Genomic DNA, 15,144 nt, shown 5'->3' with positions numbered 1-15,144 from the left:
CTCGGGGAGGCGGCCCGTTCCGCGTTCCCGGACCTCCAGCTGGACGCGCGCCCACCGATTCGCGAGCGGAGGAGGGCGCTGCGGCAGGATCGAGCCACCGCCCGAGAGGAACCCTGCATGAGCGTGCCGTCCCGTCCCTACCCGCTCGGAGTCTCACTCCGCGATGGAACCGCCAACGTCGCGGTCTACACCGAGACCGCCGAGGCCGTCGAGGTCAGCGTCTTCACGGATGCGGGGGAGGAGCGGATCCCGCTGCGCTACCGCACCGGCTATGTCTTCCACGATCTGGTGCCGCAGCTGACGCCCGGTACCAAGTACGGCTTCCGCGTGCACGGGCCGTGGAGGCCCGAGGAGGGACTCCGCCACAACGCGAACAAGGTGCTGCTCGACCCGCACGCCACCGCGATCAGCGGCGAGTACACCTGGGGCCCCGCGGTCTTCGGCCACCTCCACGAGGAGCCCGAGACGATGAACGAGGAGGACAGCGCCGGCATGGTGCCGCTCTCCGTCGTGACCGACCCCACCTCTTTCGACTGGGGCGACGACCACGCCCCGCGCACCCCGGCCAGCGAGACCGTCGTCTACGAGGTGCACGTGAAGGGCTTCACCAAGCGGCACCCGCGCATCCCCGAGGAGCTGCGCGGCACCTACGCGGGCCTCGCGCACCCCGAGGCGATCAAGCACCTCAAGGACCTCGGCGTCACCGCCGTCGAGCTGCTCCCCGTGCACCAGTTCGTGCAGGACAGCCACCTCGAGGAGAAGGACCTGCGCAACTACTGGGGCTACAACTCCATCGGCTTCTTCGCACCGCAGGGCGACTACGCCGCCGCCGGCGACGAGGGCGGCCAGGTCGACGAGTTCAAGGCCATGGTCAAGGCCCTGCACGAGGCGGGCCTCGAGGTCATCCTCGACGTCGTCTACAACCACACCGCCGAGGGCAACCACCTCGGCCCGACGCTCTCCTTCAAGGGCATCGACAACGCGGCCTACTACCGCCTGGTCGACGGCGATCGCGGCCACTACTTCGACACGACCGGCACCGGCAACAGTGTCAACGTCGGCCACCCCGCGGCGCTGCGCCTCATCATGGACTCGCTGCGCTACTGGGTGACCGAGATGCACGTCGACGGCTTCCGCTTCGACCTCGCGACCACCCTGACCCGCCAGGACGGCGACCCCGACAAGCACAGCGCCTTCCTGACGCTGGTGCACCAGGACGCCGTGCTGTCGAAGGTGAAGCTCATCGCGGAGCCGTGGGACGTGGCCGGTTACCAGGTGGGCGGCTTCCCGCCCGAGTGGTCGGAGTGGAACGGGCGCTTCCGCGACGACGTGCGCGAGTTCTGGAACGGCGAGGGCACCGTGCTGGGCACCGTAACCGACCGCGTCCTCGGCAGCCCCGACGTCTACGAGGCCTCGCGCCGCTCGCCGCTCTCGAGCGTCAACTTCATCACCGCGCACGACGGCTTCACGCTGCACGACCTCACGGCCTACGCCGAGAAGCACAACGACGCGAACGGCGAGGACAACCGCGACGGCGAGAGCCACAACACGAGCAACAACTACGGCGTCGAGGGCGAGACCGACGACGCCGAGGTGCTCGAGCTGCGCGAGCGCCAGCGACGCAACATGCTCGGCACGCTGCTGCTCTCGGCGGGCATCCCGATGATCCTCGGCGGCGACGAGCTGGGCCGCACGCAGCAGGGCAACAACAACGCCTACTGCCAGGACAACGAGATCTCCTGGTTCGACTGGGACAACGTCGACGAGGACCTGCTCGCGTTCACCACCCGCCTCATCGCGCTGCGGCAGGCGGAGCCCGCGCTGCGCCCCGACTGGTTCCGCCAGGCGCCGGACCGGGATTCGGATGCGACGGTGCAGCTGCTCCGCGCGGACGGCCAGCCGTTCGAGGACGGCGACTGGGCGAACCCCGAGGTGCGCGCCATCCAGATCCACGTCGGCAACACCGGCTGCGACTCGTTCGCCATCCTGCTCAACGCGGCCCGCAACGTGGTGGAGTTCACCGTGGCACCCGCGCCCGGCGAGGAGTGGACGCTCGAGGTGTCGACCGACACGGAGCAGCGCGTCTCGGCCCCGGTCAGCACGCTGCTGGTGCGCGACCTCTCCTTCACCCTGCTGCGCTCGAAGTGGGTCGGCGTCTCGCTGAGCGACACCGACGAGCCCGTGCCGGACGGCGCCTACACGGTGGAGGCCGTGCCGACCGGCGCGATCGATCTCGCCGGCGTCGAGGCCGAGGGCGAGGAGCAGCGGTGATCGAGGAGCGTCCCAGCTCGACCTACCGCCTGCAGATCACGGCGGACTTCGATCTCGATGCGGCACGCGAGCTGCTGCCCTACCTGCGCGACCTCGGTGTCGGATGGGTGTACCTCTCGCCGATCCTGCAGGCGGAGGAGGGGTCGGGGCACGGCTACGACGTAACCGACCCGACGCGCATCGACGCGTCCCGCGGCGGTCCCGAGGCGTTCACCCGGCTGGCCGAGGCCGCCCACGCCATCGGCCTCGGCGTGCTCGTCGACATCGTCCCCAACCACCAGGGCGTCGCCACGGCGCAGCAGAACCCCTGGTGGTGGAGCCTGCTGCGCGAGGGCCGGTCGTCGCCGTACGCCGCCGCCTTCGACGTCGACTGGGCCGCCGGCGGCGGGCGCATCCGCATCCCCGTCCTCGGCTCGACCGACGACCTCGACGCGCTGACCGTCGAGGGCGACGAGCTGGTTTACTACGACCACCGCCTCCCGATCGCGCCGGGCACCGGCGAGGGCACCGGCCGCGAGGTCCACGACCGCCAGCACTACGAGCTGGTGCACTGGCAGCGAGCGGACGCCGACCTGAACTACCGGCGCTTCTTCGCCGTGAACACGCTCGCCGGCGTGCGCGTCGAGGACCCGGCGGTGTTCGACGAGAGCCACACCGAGATCAAGCGATGGTTCGACGACGGGCTCGCCGACGGCCTGCGCGTCGACCACCCGGACGGTCTCGCCGATCCGGGCGGCTACCTCGACGACCTCGCCCGCCTGACCGGCGGCGCGCCGGTCTGGGTGGAGAAGATCCTCGAGCCCGGCGAGGTGCTGCCGCCGCATTGGGCCACCGAGGGCACGAGCGGCTACGACGCCCTCGCCGTCGTCGACCGGGTGCTCGTGGCCCCGCAGGCCGAGCACGCCCTCGACGTGATCGACGCGGACCTCGCCGGAGCCCCCGGTGAGACCTGGCCGCGCCTGATCCACGGCACGAAGCGGATGATCGCGGACGGCATCCTGCGCAGCGAGGTGCTGCGCCTGGCGCGGCTGATCCCCGAGGTGCCGCAGGCGGACGACGCGCTCGCGGAGCTGCTCGCCTGCTTCCCCGTCTACCGTTCCTACCTGCCCTACGGCCAGCACCACCTCGATGAGGCCGTCGCGAGCGCGCGGCTGTTCCGGCCCGACCTGGCCGAGCCGATCGCCTCGGTCGCCGCAGTGCTCGCCGACCCCGCGCATCCGGCCGCCCGCCGCTTCCAGCAGACGAGCGGCATGGTCATGGCGAAGGGGGTGGAGGACACCGCGTTCTACCGCTTCAACCGCCTCACCAGCCTCAACGAGGTGGGCGCCGACCCGAGCGAGTTCGCCTTCGGCCTGGACCGCTTCCACGCGGCGCAGGCCGAGCGTCAGGCGAGCATGCCGCACTCGATGACCACGCTCTCGACCCACGACACAAAGCGCGGCGAGGATGTGCGCGCTCGCATCACGGCGCTGGCGGAGCGCACCGAGCTCTGGGCGAGCGCGGTGGGCGAGCTGCACCGCCTCGCCCCGATCGGCGACGGCGCCTTCGAGAACCTGCTCTGGCAGGCCGTTGTCGGGGCGTGGCCGGCGAGCCGCGAGCGGCTGCACGCCTACGCCGAGAAGGCCTCGCGCGAGGCCGGGGCCTCCACGACCTGGACCGCCCCCGACGAGGCCTTCGAGCAGCGGATGCACGCCGCCGTCGACGCCGCCTTCGACGACGAGCGCGTGCGCGCCGTGATCGAGCGCACCGTCGCCGCGCTCGAGCCCGCCGGCCGCGCGAACGGGCTGTCGGCCAAGCTGCTGCAGCTGGCCGGCCCGGGCTTCCCGGACGTCTACCAGGGCGCCGAGCTGTGGGAGACCTCGCTCGTCGACCCGGACAACCGCAGGCCGGTCGATTTCGCGACGCGGCGCGAGCTGCTCACCCGGCTCGAGGACGGATGGCTGCCGGAGGTCGACGCCGAGGGCGCCGCCAAGCTGCTCGTGACCAGCCGCGCACTGCGCCTGCGCCGCGAGCACCCCGAGCGCTTCGACCGCTACCGGGCGCTGAGCGCCGTCGGCGAGCGGGCGGAGCACCTCGTCGCCTTCGACCGCGGCGGCGCGATCGCACTCGCAACCCGCCTGCCCGCCACGCTCGAGCAGGCCGGGGGCTGGGGCGGCACCGTCGTCGAGCTGCCCGGCACGCGCCTGATCGACGCGATCACCGGTACCGAGTTCAGCGGCGGCGTCGTACCCGTCGCCGAGCTGCTCGCGCGCTACCCCGCGGCCCTGCTGACCATCGCCGAAGGAGCGGATGCATGATCGAGCCCCGTCTCACCGAGACCCCCTACGCCGTCTGGGCGCCGAACGCGCGGGAGGTCGAGCTGCAGCTCGGCGACCGCCGGCTGGCGATGACCGCCGTCGCCGACGGCTGGTGGCGCAGCGAGGAGCCGCCGAGCGATGAGCCCTACGGCTACGTGCTCGACGGCGAGGGGCCGTTCACCGACCCGCGCTCGCGGCGTCAGCCCGGCGGCGTGCACGAGCTCAGTGCGCTCGACCGCGAGCCGCACGAGTGGCGCGACGGCGACTGGCACGGCCGTCCGCTCGCCGGCGGCGTCGTCTACGAGCTGCACCTCGGCACGTTCACGCCCGAGGGCACGCTCGATGCCGCCATCGCGAAGCTGCCGCACCTGCGCTCGATCGGCGTCGACTTCGTGGAGCTGCTGCCCGTCAACGGCTTCAACGGCACCCACAACTGGGGCTACGACGGCGTGCTGTGGTTCACGGTGCACGAGGGCTACGGCGGGCCGGCGGCCTACCGCCGCTTCGTGGACGCCTGCCACGCGGCCGGTCTCGGCGTCATCCAGGACGTCGTCTACAACCACCTGGGCCCGAGCGGCAACCACATGCCGAAGTACGGGCCCTACCTGCACTCGCTGAGCTCGAACACCTGGGGCGACTCGCTCAACCTCGACGGCGACGGCAGCGACGAGGTGCGCCGTCTCGTGCTCGACAACATCCGCATGTGGCTGCGCGACTTCCACGTCGACGGCCTGCGCCTCGATGCGGTGCACGCGCTGGTCGACCACCGTGCGGTGCACATCCTCGCCGAGATCGCCGACGAAGTGGCGGTGCTCGAGGCGCAGCTCGGCCGGCCGCTGAGCCTGATCGCCGAGTCGGATCTCAACGACCCGCGCATGATCACGCCGCGCGACCGCGGCGGCCTGGGCATGGACGGGCAGTGGAGCGACGACTTCCACCACGCCGTGCACGTGGCGCTCACCGGCGAGACGCAGGGCTACTACGCCGATTTCGAGCCGCTGAGCGCGCTCGGCAAGGTGCTCGAGCGCGGCTTCTTCCACGACGGCACCCTCTCCACCTTCCGGGGACGCCACCACGGCGCGCCGATCGACCGCAGCACGACGCCGGGCTGGCGCCTGGTCGTGGCGAACCAGAACCACGACCAGATCGGCAACCGCGCCGCGGGCGACCGCCTCACGGCCAGCCTGGACGACGGCTCGCTCGCGATCGCCGCGGCGCTCACGCTGCTCGGCCCCTTCACGCCCATGCTCTTCATGGGCGAGGAGTTCGCAGCTTCGACGCCGTGGCCGTTCTTCACGTCGCACCCCGACGAGGAGCTCGGCGAGGCGACTCGCAAGGGGCGCATCGAGGAGTTCGAGCGGATGGGCTGGGACGAGTCCGAGATCGCGGACCCGCAGGACCCCGCGTCGTTCACGGGCGCCAAGCTCGACTGGAGCGAGACGGAGGGGGAGCGCGGAGCGCGGATGCTGGAGTGGTACCGCACCCTCGCCCGCCTGCGGCGGGACCTGCCGGACGTCACGGACCCCCGCCTCGGGCGCACGCGCGTCGAGCTCGACGAGTCGGCGCGCACCCTCGTGCTGCACCGCGGCGCGGTGCGGATCGCGATCAACCTCGGCGATGCGGCCGCGCAGCTGCCGGCGGAGGGGGAGGTGCTAGCCGAGTTCGGCGGCACCCGCCTCGACGGAGGTTCCCTCGCGCTGCCGTCGCGATCGGTCGCCGTCCTGCGCTGACCCGTCTCGTCGGTGCCGCTCGGGCCGCTCGTCCGCACTCCGAACGGGCGGCCCGAGCCCCGTTCGACGACGTTACGGTTCCCCGGCGATGAACGGCACGTGAACGTGCACCGCTTGCACCCATCGCAAGCGGAATTGCTCATAGCGTCGCCGCGTGCTCATCAGCGAGATCGCCCAGGCCGCCGGCCACAGGCTCACCGACACCGACCGCCGCCTCGTCGCGGTGCTGCAGATGCAGCCCGCCGAGGCGGCGTTCTGGCGCGCGCAGGAGCTCACCGAGCCGCTCGGTCTGCACCAGTCCGCGGCGACCCGGCTGGCCCAGCGGCTCGGCTTCGACGGCTACCCCGAGCTGCGCGACGCGCTGCGTCAGGACTACCTCGCCGGCGACGGCCCATCCCAGCGCGTGCGCGGGCGTCTCATCGGCGAGGGCGACGTGCTCGACGAGCTGGTGCAGGGCGAGCTGGCCGCCCTCGCCGAGCTGCCCCGCCACGTCGCGCAGGCCGACCTCGACGACCTCGCCGAGCGTGTGCTCGCGGCGCGTCGGGTGCACCTCTTCGGCCAGGGCAACGCGACGGTGCTCGTCGAGCAGCTCGGCCGCCGCCTGCAGCGCTACGGCATCGTCGGCAACCCCATCACCGGCTCGCGCCGGGACCTCGCCGAGCGCGCCGCGGCCGTCGGCGACGGTGACGTGCTCATCGCCTTCGCCTTCCGGCGCATGCCCGGCGGGCTCGCGCCGCTGCTGCGCGTCACCGAGGCCGCGGGCGCGCACAGCGTCGTCGTGACCGACACGCTGCTCGCGATGACCCCGCGCCCCGACCGCATCGTCGCGGCGCCCCGGGGCGCCGGCGACGCCTTCCTCTCGCTCACCGTGCCGATGGCGATCAGCAACGCCCTCGTGCTCACGATCGCCCGCCGCGCGCCCGAGCGCGCGCTCGGCGCCCTCGACCGGCTCGGCGTGCTCCTCGAGCGCTTCGAGGCCTGACCGCATCCATCCGACCCTGCAGTACCCGACATCACTCGAAGAGAGAGCAGGACACCATGCAGCACCGCATCCGCTGGGCCGCCGTCGCCGCGGCGCCCCTGGCCCTCGTGCTCGCCTCGTGCGCAGCACCGGCCGAGTCCGAGGAGGCGATCGACTTCGCCTCGCTGAGCCACGAGGAGCTCATCGAGCTCGCCATCGAGGAGGGCGAGGTCTCGGTCTACGCCTTCACGAGCCGTATCGCCACGGTGGAGGAGGCGTTCGAGGCCGAGTACCCCGGCATCGACGTCGTCGCGACCGACATCTCGTCGACCGAGCAGATCCAGCGTCTCGCCAGCGAGCACGCCGCCGGCAGTGCCACCGCCGACGTCGCCTACGTCTCCGACGCGCCCGTCGTGATCACCGAGCTCGTCGACGAGGGCGTGCTGCTGCCGTACGTGCCCGAGCGCGTCACCGGCTCGCTGGCCGAGGAGTACCGGACGCCGCTGGTCTCCAACCGGCTCTCCACGAAGGTGCTCATGTACAACGAGCAGGCCCACCCCGACGGCGCGCCGGTCGAGAACCTCTGGGAGCTCACCGAGCCCGCCTGGGCCGGCGAGGTCGTGCTCGTCGACCCGAACGTGCGCGGCGACTACCTCGACCTGGCCACCGAGCTGTCCCTGCAGGCCGACGCGATGGCCGAGGCGTACGAGGCGCACTTCGGCGAGGCCATCGAGCTCGAGGACGGCGTGCCGGACGCGGGCCTGCAGTTCCTGAAGGACCTGTACGCGAACGACGCGATCCTCACCGACGACACCGACAACGTCAATGCCGCCGTGGGCGCCACCGGCCAGGAGGACCCGCCCGTCGGCTTCACCTCCTACTCGGACCGCCGCGACAACGAGGACGAGGGATGGGCGCTGCAGGTGGCCGCGGACGTCGTGCCGAGCCCCGGCATCGTGTTCCCGGCCATGCTCGGCCTCACGGCGGAGCCCGCGAACCCCGCCGCCGCGCGTCTGCTCATCGACTTCATGATGGGCGACGACTCGGAGACCGGAGGGTCGGCGTTCGAGCCGTTCTACGTCGCGGGCGACTACCCGACCCGTGACGACATCGCAGCGCCCGCCGACGCGGTCTCCCTCGACGAGCTCGGCGCGTGGATCATCGACCCGCAGCGCACCGCCGAGGCGCGCGGCGACGTCGCCGACTTCCTGCTGACGATCCAGTGATCGCCGTGCGGCGCCTCTCCACGATCTTCGCGAGGCCGATCACGTGGATCGCCCTGCTCGTCGCGGCGGTGCTCGTGGTGCTGGTCGCCGCTCCGCTCGCCGGCCTGGTCGCCGCCACCGTCCGCGAGGACGGTGGCGGCTCCTGGGCCGACGTGCTGGCGAGCTCGCTCAGCCAGAACCTGTTCTGGCAGCCGCTCGGCAATTCGCTACTCGTCGCGATCGGCACCGGGCTGATCTCGACCCTGCTCGGCGGCTTCCTCGCCTGGGTGGTCGTGATGAGCGACGTTCCGGGGCGGAGGATCATCGGCGTCCTCGCGACGATCCCCTTCGCTCTGCCGAGCTTCGCGATCGCGCTGGCCTGGGAGAGCGTGTTCCGCAACGACCGCCTCGGTGGCAACCCGGGCCTGCTCGCCTCCCTGGGCGTCGCGGTGCCGGACGCCCTCTCCTGGGGTGCGCTGCCGGTCACCCTCACGCTCGTGGCGCACTACTACTCGCTGAGCTTCGTGGTCGTCGCGGCGGCGCTCGCGGGCATCGGCGGCGACCTCATCGCGGCCGCCGAGCTCACCGGCGCCTCGCGGGCGCGGGTCGCCGCACGCATCGCGCTCCCGGCGGTCGCCCCCGCGCTGCTGTCCGGCTTCCTGCTCGCCTTCGCCGAGGGCATCAGCAACTTCGCGGTGCCGGCGCTGCTCGGTCTGCCCGTGCGCTTCCAGACCCTCAGCACCCGGCTCTACGGGGCGATCTCGACGGGCGACACGGAGCGCGGCTACGTGCTCGCGATCCTGCTCGTGCTCGTCGCCGCCGTCGTGCTGTACCTCGGCAACCGGGCCACCCGCGGGCGCTCCTTCGCGGTCATCACCGGCAAGGCGAGCCGCGCCCGCACCGTGCGCACCGGGCCATGGCGCTGGCCGCTGCTGGCGGCGAGCCTGGCGCTCGTCACGGCCACCACCATCATCCCCGGCCTCGTCCTGGCGGTCAGCACGCTGCTGCGGCGCACCAACGATCTGGACGGCGGATTCACGCTGCACTTCTGGATCGGCGCCTCCGATCCATCGATCGCGCAGGGCTTCCGCGGGGTGCTGAGCGACCCGGTGCTCCTGCAGGCCGGCATGGGCACCATCGCGCTCGGCGCATCCGTCGCGCTCTGCGCCGGCGCGCTCGGACTCGTCGCCGCGTACGTCGTCCGCCGGGTGCGCTCGAACGTCGTGGGCGCGGGCATCGGCTTCCTCGCCTACGTGCCGTTCCTCATCCCCGGCATCGCGCTGGGCGCGGCGTTCATCGCTCAGTTCGGCGCGCCGATCGGGCCGCTCCCGTCGCTCTACGGCACGTTCGCCATCCTCGTCGTCGCCGGCACCGCGGCCAGCCTGCCGTTCGCCTTCCAGACCTCGCGCAGCGCCCTCGGCCAGGTCTCGAACGAGCTGGAGGAGGCAGCGCTTGTCGCCGGGGCGGGCACGGGCCGCCGGATCGGCCGCATCCTGCTGCCGCTGTCGGCCCGCGGGGTCACCGGCGGCGCGATGCTCGTCTTCGTCACCATGGTGCGCGACCTGTCGCTCGTCGTGCTCCTGGTCACCCCGGCGACGCCGCTGCTCGCGGTGCAGACCTTCCGGTACACGAGCGAGGGTTTCACCCAGCACGCCAACGCCATCACCCTCGTCATCGCGGCCGTGTCGGTCGCGGCGACGCTGCTCGCGCGACGCCTGCAGGGCGCGCGCCGACCCTGGACGGAATCATGACCGCAGCCCCCATCGCCCTCCACGGGCTCGCCAAGCGCTTCGGCAGCGGACCCGCCGCCGTCGACGATCTCAGCATCGACCTGCCCGCCGGCGCCTTCCTGGTGCTGCTCGGCCCGTCCGGCTGCGGCAAGACGACCACGTTGCGCATGATCGCGGGGCTCGAGGATCCGACCGGCGGCCGCATCCGCTTCGGCGACCGCGTGATCGCCGACGGCGCCACGGGCGCCCTCGTGCCGGCCGAGCGCCGCGGCATCGGCATGGTGTTCCAGAGCTACGCGCTCTGGCCGCACATGACCGTGCGCGGCAACGTCGAGTGGCCGCTCACCGTGGCGAAGTGGGGCGCCGGTGACCGTCGCGTCCGCGCCGACGAGGTGCTCGGCATGCTCGGCGTCGACCATCTCGCCGACCGGTACCCGGGCGAGCTCAGCGGCGGGCAGCAGCAGCGCGTCGCCATCGCCCGCACCATCGCGCCGCGGCCGGGCGTGCTGCTCTTCGACGAGCCGCTGTCGAACCTCGACGCGCGCCTGCGCGTGGACACCCGTGCCGAGCTGGTCGCCGTGCACCGGGCGAGCGGAGCGACGAGCGTCTACGTCACGCACGATCAGACCGAGGCGCTCGCGATGGCCACGCACATCGCCGTGCTCAAGGACGGCCGGCTCGAGCAGTTCGGCACGCCGGACGATCTGCTCGAACGCCCGGCGACGGCCTTCGTCGCCGAATTCCTCGGCAGCCCGGCTGCCGTGCTCGTCGAGGGCCGCGTGCTCGGCGGGTGCCTCGAACGCGAGGGCGTCCGGCTCGCCGCCGTGCCGCAGCTCGCCGACGGCGCCCGCGCATCGGCCATGTACCGTCCCGACCGGCCGACGCTGAGCCCCACCGGGCGGGGCATCACCGTCCAGGTGCTGGAGTGCACCCCCGCCGCCGGACGCTGGGTCACGACGGTGCGCCTCGGCGACCGCCGGTTCGCAGTGGTCGGCGATGCGCGCCGGCCGGTCGGCACCGATGCGGTGCTGCAGCTGCCGGAACGCCCCGACGCGCTCTTCGACGACCACGGCGAGCGGATGGGGGAGTCGGCATGACCGCCCTGCTCCTGGTCCGGCACGGCAGCACCGCCTGGACCGCCGAGCGCCGCCTGCAGGGCCGCACGGACATCGCCCTCGACGAGCGGGGACGGGAGGAGACGCTGCGACTGCGCACGCTCGTGGAGGGCTGGTCGCCGTCGTCGCTGCTCGTCTCGCCCGCCGCGCGGGCCCTCGAGACCGCGGACCTCCTCCGATCCGGCACGCTGCGGGGCCTGCGCGCCGACCCCGACGAGCGCCTCCTCGAAGCCGGCCTGGGCGAGTGGGAGGGGCGGCTGCCCGATGAGATCGGAGCCGACTACCCGGCGTGGCGCGCCGGCACGCTGGTACCGCCCGGCGGCGAGCGCCCAGAACGGGTCGCGGGGCGCGTCGCCGCGGCGCTCGACGACGCCGCGGCGCTGCCCGGTCCGGTGCTCGTGGTGACCCACGGCGGCGTGATCCGAGCGGCGCTCGACCACCTCGTGGGGCTGCGCACGGCGAACCTCTCGCCGGTCGCGGCGGCGAGCCTGACGGTTGTCGAGGTCGACACGTCGGGTGCCCGGCTGCGCCACTACAACCTGAGCGCGCCGGTCGCCGCCTGATCGGGAATACTCGGCCAGGGGCTCCCGTTGCCCTACTCTGTACATGCAAACGCATGAACAGGCGAGTGAGCGAGGACCCCATGCAGTTCGGCATCTTCTCCGTCGGCGACGTCACCGTCGACCCCACCACCGGCACCGCTCCCACCGAGGGCGAGCGCATCAAGGCCATCCTCGCGATCGCGCAGAAGGCCGAGGAGGTCGGGCTCGACGTCTTCGCGCTCGGCGAGCACCACAACCCGCCCTTCGTGCCCTCCTCGCCGACGACGATGCTCGGCTGGATCGCCGCCAAGACGCAGCGGCTGCAGCTCAGCACCGCCACGACGCTCATCACCACCAACGATCCGGTGAAGATCGCCGAGGACTACGCGATGCTGCAGCACGTGGCCGACGGCCGCGTCGACCTCACCCTCGGCCGCGGCAACACCGGTCCGGTGTACCCCTGGTTCGGCAAGGACATCCGCGAGGGCATCCCGCTCGCGCTCGAGAACTACGCCCTGCTGCGCCGGCTCTGGGACGAGGAGTTCGTCGACTGGGAGGGCCGCTTCCGCACGCCGCTGCAGGGCTTCCAGTCCACGCCGCGCCCGCTCGACGGCGCCTCGCCCTTCGTCTGGCACGGCAGCATCCGCAGCCCGCAGATCGCCGAGCAGGCCGCGTTCTACGGCGACGGCTTCTTCGCCAACCACATCTTCTGGCCCGCCAGCCACACCGCGCAGATGGTGCGACTCTACCGCCAGCGCTTCGAGCACTACGGCCACGGCGCCGCCGACCAGGCGATCGTCGGCCTCGGCGGCCAGGTGTTCATGGCCAAGAACTCGCAGGACGCGGTGCGGGCCTTCCGCCCCTACTTCGACAACGCCCCGGTCTACGGTCACGGCCCCAGCCTCGAGGACTTCACGAGCCAGACCCCGCTCACCGTCGGCAGCCCGCAGGAGGTCATCGACAAGACCCTCGGCTTCCGCGACTACGTGGGCGACTACCAGCGCCAGCTGTTCCTCATGGATCACGCCGGCCTGCCCCTGAAGACCGTGCTCGAGCAGCTCGACCTGCTTGGCGAGGAGGTCGTGCCGGTGCTGCGCGCCGAGTTCGCGAAGAACCGCCCGGCGCACGTGCCCGACGCGCCGACGCACGAGGCCCTGGTGGCCACCGCGGGGCGGCGCACCGAGGCGCGCGAGCGCGCCCGCGGCATCGCCGAAGCGGATGCGGAGCGTCACGCCGCCGCGCAGCCGAAGGCGCCGCAAGGCGCGAGCTTCAGCCGGCAGGCGCGCTGATGGCCGCCATCCGCCTCACCGTCCTCTCCGGCGGCCTGAGCCAGCCCAGCTCCAGCCGGTTGCTCGCCGACCGGCTCGGCGAGGCCGCCGCGAGCGCGCTGCGCGACCGCGGCCATGAGGTCGAGGTCACCGCGATCGAGCTGCGCGACCTCGCGCGGGAGATCACGGACAACCTGCTCACCGGCTTCCCGGCGCCCGCGCTCGACCGCGCGATCGCCGACGTCACCGGGGCCGACGGCCTCATCGCCGTGACGCCGACGTTCAGCGCCAGCTTCAGCGGCCTCTTCAAGAGCTTCGTGGACGTGATCGAGCCGGAGCGCTTCGCCCGACTGCCGGTGCTCATGGGCGCGACCGGCGGCTCGGCACGGCACTCGCTCGTGCTCGAGCACGCGCTGCGGCCGCTGTTCTCGTACCTGAAGGCCGAGACGGCGCCGACGGGCGTGTACGCGGCGAGCGAGGACTGGGCCGCGGGCGGCGCGACCGGTCTGCAGCATCGCCTCGACCGCGCGGGCGCCGAGTTCGCCGCCATCGTGGAGCGCAACGCCGGCACCCGCCCGGCCTGGGACCCGTTCGCGCTCGACGCCGGCGAGCTGCTCGGCCCGGGCGGGCTGGCCGGCGGCACCTCGCACGGCTGACGGCGTGACGGAGGGCCCGGAGCGACGCCCCGGGCCCTCCGTCGTCGGCGTCTCAGGCGTGCTGGCCCGCGTGCACGCCCTCGGCGATCTCCTCGATGAGCTTGTCGTTGAAGGCCGGCAGATCGTCTGGGTTGCGGCTGGAGACGAGCCCCTGGTCGACGACGACCTCCTCGTCGACCCACTCGGCGCCGGCGTTGCGCAGGTCGGTGCGCAGCGACGGGAAGCTCGTCATCGTGCGACCGCGCACCAGATCGGCCTCGGTGAGGATCCACGCGCCGTGGCAGATGACCCCGACCGGCTTGCCGGCCTCGAAGAAGCGCTTCGCGAAGGCCACGGCGTGCTCGTCGAGTCGCAGCAGGTCGGCGTTGCCGACGCCGCCGGGCAGCACCAGCGCGTCGAAACCCGAGGCGTCCGCCTCGGTCACCGCGAGGTCGGCCTCCTGCACGTGGCCGTTCTCGCCCTCGATGGTCTTGGCCTCGGGCGTGACCAGCGTCGGCGCGCCGCCGGCGTCGAGCACCGCCTGCCAGGGCGCGAGCAGCTCGCTGTCCTCGAAGCCGTCGGTGGCGAGGAAGGCGACCGCCTTGCCGGTGATGTCGTAGGTCATCGTCCGTGTCCTTTCGTCGCGGATCGCCGCGGGGAGCGGCGATGCCTCCACGGTAAGAACGGCGTCGGGGTCCGGCCTGCATCGCAGCGCGACGGCGCCTCCACGCTGCCGCCGCGCCGCCTGGGTCAGTCCCGCACGTCGGCTGAGCGCCGCACCGTCGTCACCACGTCGACCATCGTCGGAGCGGCCGGGGTCTGCGCGAAGCCGAAGCGCACGGGCGGTTCGAGTCGCGCGAGCCCTCCGAGCGGCTGGTCCTCGAACGCGCCCGAGGCGCTCGCGATCCGGCGCGCATCCGACACCCCGTAGTACTCGCGGGCACCGCCTCCGGCCGACCCCGCCGTGCCCGCGCCGGGCACGAGCAGACGGGCGAGCGGATGCACGGCCGCCGCGAACCGCCAGGACCGCGCCACCGGCCGCGGCACGCCGCGCAGCAGCACGCCCAGCGGGCTCACCCGCCCGACCTCGACGTCCAGCCGCAGCGAGGGGAGCGCACCTGCAGCGTGCGCTCCCGGCCCCGCGCGCGCAGCGGCTCGACGAGCACGCGGTCGAAGCCGTACAGCCCGGCGATGAGCTCGGCGATCTCGGGTGCGGGTGCGACGAGGATGCGCTCGCCGTCCGCCCGCTCGATCATCGCGTCCGCGAATGGGCCGAGCGGGCTGCGCTGCCACAGCCCGAGCACGATGCGGGTGCCCGAGTCGGTGCCGAGCCCCGCGATGCGCCCGTCGAAGGTCTGGATGCCGTCCACGCTGCGCACGCTACCGCGCC

13 protein-coding genes are annotated in these 15,144 nt (G+C 72.9%); 10 read left to right on the top strand and 3 right to left on the bottom strand.

Going from position 1 to position 15,144, the window contains the following annotated elements:
• Positions 1 to 117: 117 nt before the first annotated feature.
• From glgX to QQK26_RS04780, 10 genes are all read left to right on the top strand, one after another.
• Entirely contained in the window at positions 118 to 2,271 is a 2,154-nt protein-coding gene (gene glgX / locus QQK26_RS04825) for a glycogen debranching protein GlgX (RefSeq protein ID WP_284230570.1), read from the top strand.
• Entirely contained in the window at positions 2,268 to 4,568 is a 2,301-nt protein-coding gene (treY, locus tag QQK26_RS04820) for a malto-oligosyltrehalose synthase (protein WP_284230564.1), read from the top strand. Before glgX ends, treY begins: the two co-directional genes overlap by 4 nt.
• Complete coding sequence (gene treZ / locus QQK26_RS04815) at positions 4,565 to 6,298, top strand: malto-oligosyltrehalose trehalohydrolase (RefSeq protein WP_284230562.1); 1,734 nt, start codon at positions 4,565 to 4,567, stop codon at positions 6,296 to 6,298. Before treY ends, treZ begins: the two co-directional genes overlap by 4 nt.
• 154 nt (positions 6,299 to 6,452) lie before the next feature.
• The gene (locus QQK26_RS04810; RefSeq protein ID WP_284230560.1) at positions 6,453 to 7,280 is read left to right on the top strand and encodes a MurR/RpiR family transcriptional regulator; all 828 of its coding nucleotides are present in this window, start codon (positions 6,453 to 6,455) and stop codon (positions 7,278 to 7,280) included.
• Positions 7,281 to 7,336: 56 nt separating this feature from the next.
• On the top strand, positions 7,337 to 8,485 hold the full coding sequence (locus QQK26_RS04805) for an ABC transporter substrate-binding protein (RefSeq protein ID WP_284230558.1): 1,149 nt from the start codon (positions 7,337 to 7,339) through the stop codon (positions 8,483 to 8,485).
• Between the two features lie 5 nt (positions 8,486 to 8,490).
• Positions 8,491 to 10,215 carry an ABC transporter permease gene (locus QQK26_RS04800; protein ID WP_284230557.1) on the top strand — a complete coding sequence of 575 codons (1,725 nt, stop codon included), beginning with the start codon at positions 8,491 to 8,493 and terminating at the stop codon, positions 10,213 to 10,215.
• Positions 10,212 to 11,291, top strand: coding sequence for an ABC transporter ATP-binding protein (locus tag QQK26_RS04795; RefSeq protein ID WP_284230555.1), 1,080 nt, complete (start codon positions 10,212 to 10,214; stop codon positions 11,289 to 11,291). The genes QQK26_RS04800 and QQK26_RS04795 overlap by 4 nt, the downstream gene beginning before the upstream one ends.
• Positions 11,288 to 11,872, top strand: a complete 585-nt coding sequence (locus tag QQK26_RS04790; protein ID WP_284230553.1) for a histidine phosphatase family protein — start codon at positions 11,288 to 11,290, stop codon at positions 11,870 to 11,872. The genes QQK26_RS04795 and QQK26_RS04790 overlap by 4 nt, the downstream gene beginning before the upstream one ends.
• A gap of 80 nt (positions 11,873 to 11,952) precedes the next feature.
• A complete protein-coding gene (locus QQK26_RS04785; protein WP_284234447.1) occupies positions 11,953 to 13,140 on the top strand; it encodes an LLM class flavin-dependent oxidoreductase in 1,188 nt (395 codons plus the stop codon).
• Positions 13,140 to 13,775, top strand: a complete 636-nt coding sequence (locus tag QQK26_RS04780; protein WP_284230551.1) for an FMN reductase — start codon at positions 13,140 to 13,142, stop codon at positions 13,773 to 13,775. Before QQK26_RS04785 ends, QQK26_RS04780 begins: the two co-directional genes overlap by 1 nt.
• Before the next feature lie 52 nt (positions 13,776 to 13,827).
• On the opposite strand, the gene QQK26_RS04775 is transcribed toward QQK26_RS04780, so the two are convergent.
• The 3 genes from QQK26_RS04775 to QQK26_RS04765 form a co-directional block, all read right to left on the bottom strand.
• Positions 13,828 to 14,379: a type 1 glutamine amidotransferase domain-containing protein gene (locus QQK26_RS04775; RefSeq protein ID WP_284230549.1), complete on the bottom strand. Its 552-nt coding sequence runs from the start codon at positions 14,377 to 14,379 to the stop codon at positions 13,828 to 13,830.
• A 125-nt stretch (positions 14,380 to 14,504) separates the two neighbouring features.
• The gene (locus tag QQK26_RS04770) at positions 14,505 to 14,831 is read right to left on the bottom strand and encodes a hypothetical protein (RefSeq protein ID WP_284230547.1); all 327 of its coding nucleotides are present in this window, start codon (positions 14,829 to 14,831) and stop codon (positions 14,505 to 14,507) included.
• The gene (locus QQK26_RS04765; RefSeq protein ID WP_284230544.1) at positions 14,828 to 15,124 is read right to left on the bottom strand and encodes a hypothetical protein; all 297 of its coding nucleotides are present in this window, start codon (positions 15,122 to 15,124) and stop codon (positions 14,828 to 14,830) included. The genes QQK26_RS04770 and QQK26_RS04765 overlap by 4 nt, the downstream gene beginning before the upstream one ends.
• Positions 15,125 to 15,144 lie beyond the last annotated feature (20 nt).

The organism is Arenivirga flava (genome assembly GCF_030161575.1).
GTDB classification, from domain to species: Bacteria; Actinomycetota; Actinomycetes; order Actinomycetales; family Microbacteriaceae; genus Arenivirga; species Arenivirga flava.
The sequence above is the reverse complement of the archived record's forward strand: the minus strand, read 5'-3'. Positions and strand labels throughout refer to the sequence as shown.

Bases quoted from the DNA above. Each gene is read 5' to 3' on its own strand.
- glgX (WP_284230570.1), top strand. From the start codon at position 118: ATGAGCGTGCCGTCCCGTCCCTACCCGCTCGGAGTCTCACTCCGCGAT.
- treZ (WP_284230562.1), top strand. From the start codon at position 4,565: ATGATCGAGCCCCGTCTCACCGAGACCCCCTACGCCGTCTGGGCGCCG.
- QQK26_RS04805 (WP_284230558.1), top strand. From the start codon at position 7,337: ATGCAGCACCGCATCCGCTGGGCCGCCGTCGCCGCGGCGCCCCTGGCC.
- QQK26_RS04795 (WP_284230555.1), top strand. From the start codon at position 10,212: ATGACCGCAGCCCCCATCGCCCTCCACGGGCTCGCCAAGCGCTTCGGC.
- QQK26_RS04790 (WP_284230553.1), top strand. From the start codon at position 11,288: ATGACCGCCCTGCTCCTGGTCCGGCACGGCAGCACCGCCTGGACCGCC.
- QQK26_RS04785 (WP_284234447.1), top strand. From the start codon at position 11,953: ATGCAGTTCGGCATCTTCTCCGTCGGCGACGTCACCGTCGACCCCACC.
- QQK26_RS04780 (WP_284230551.1), top strand. From the start codon at position 13,140: ATGGCCGCCATCCGCCTCACCGTCCTCTCCGGCGGCCTGAGCCAGCCC.
- QQK26_RS04775 (WP_284230549.1), bottom strand. From the start codon at position 14,379: ATGACCTACGACATCACCGGCAAGGCGGTCGCCTTCCTCGCCACCGAC.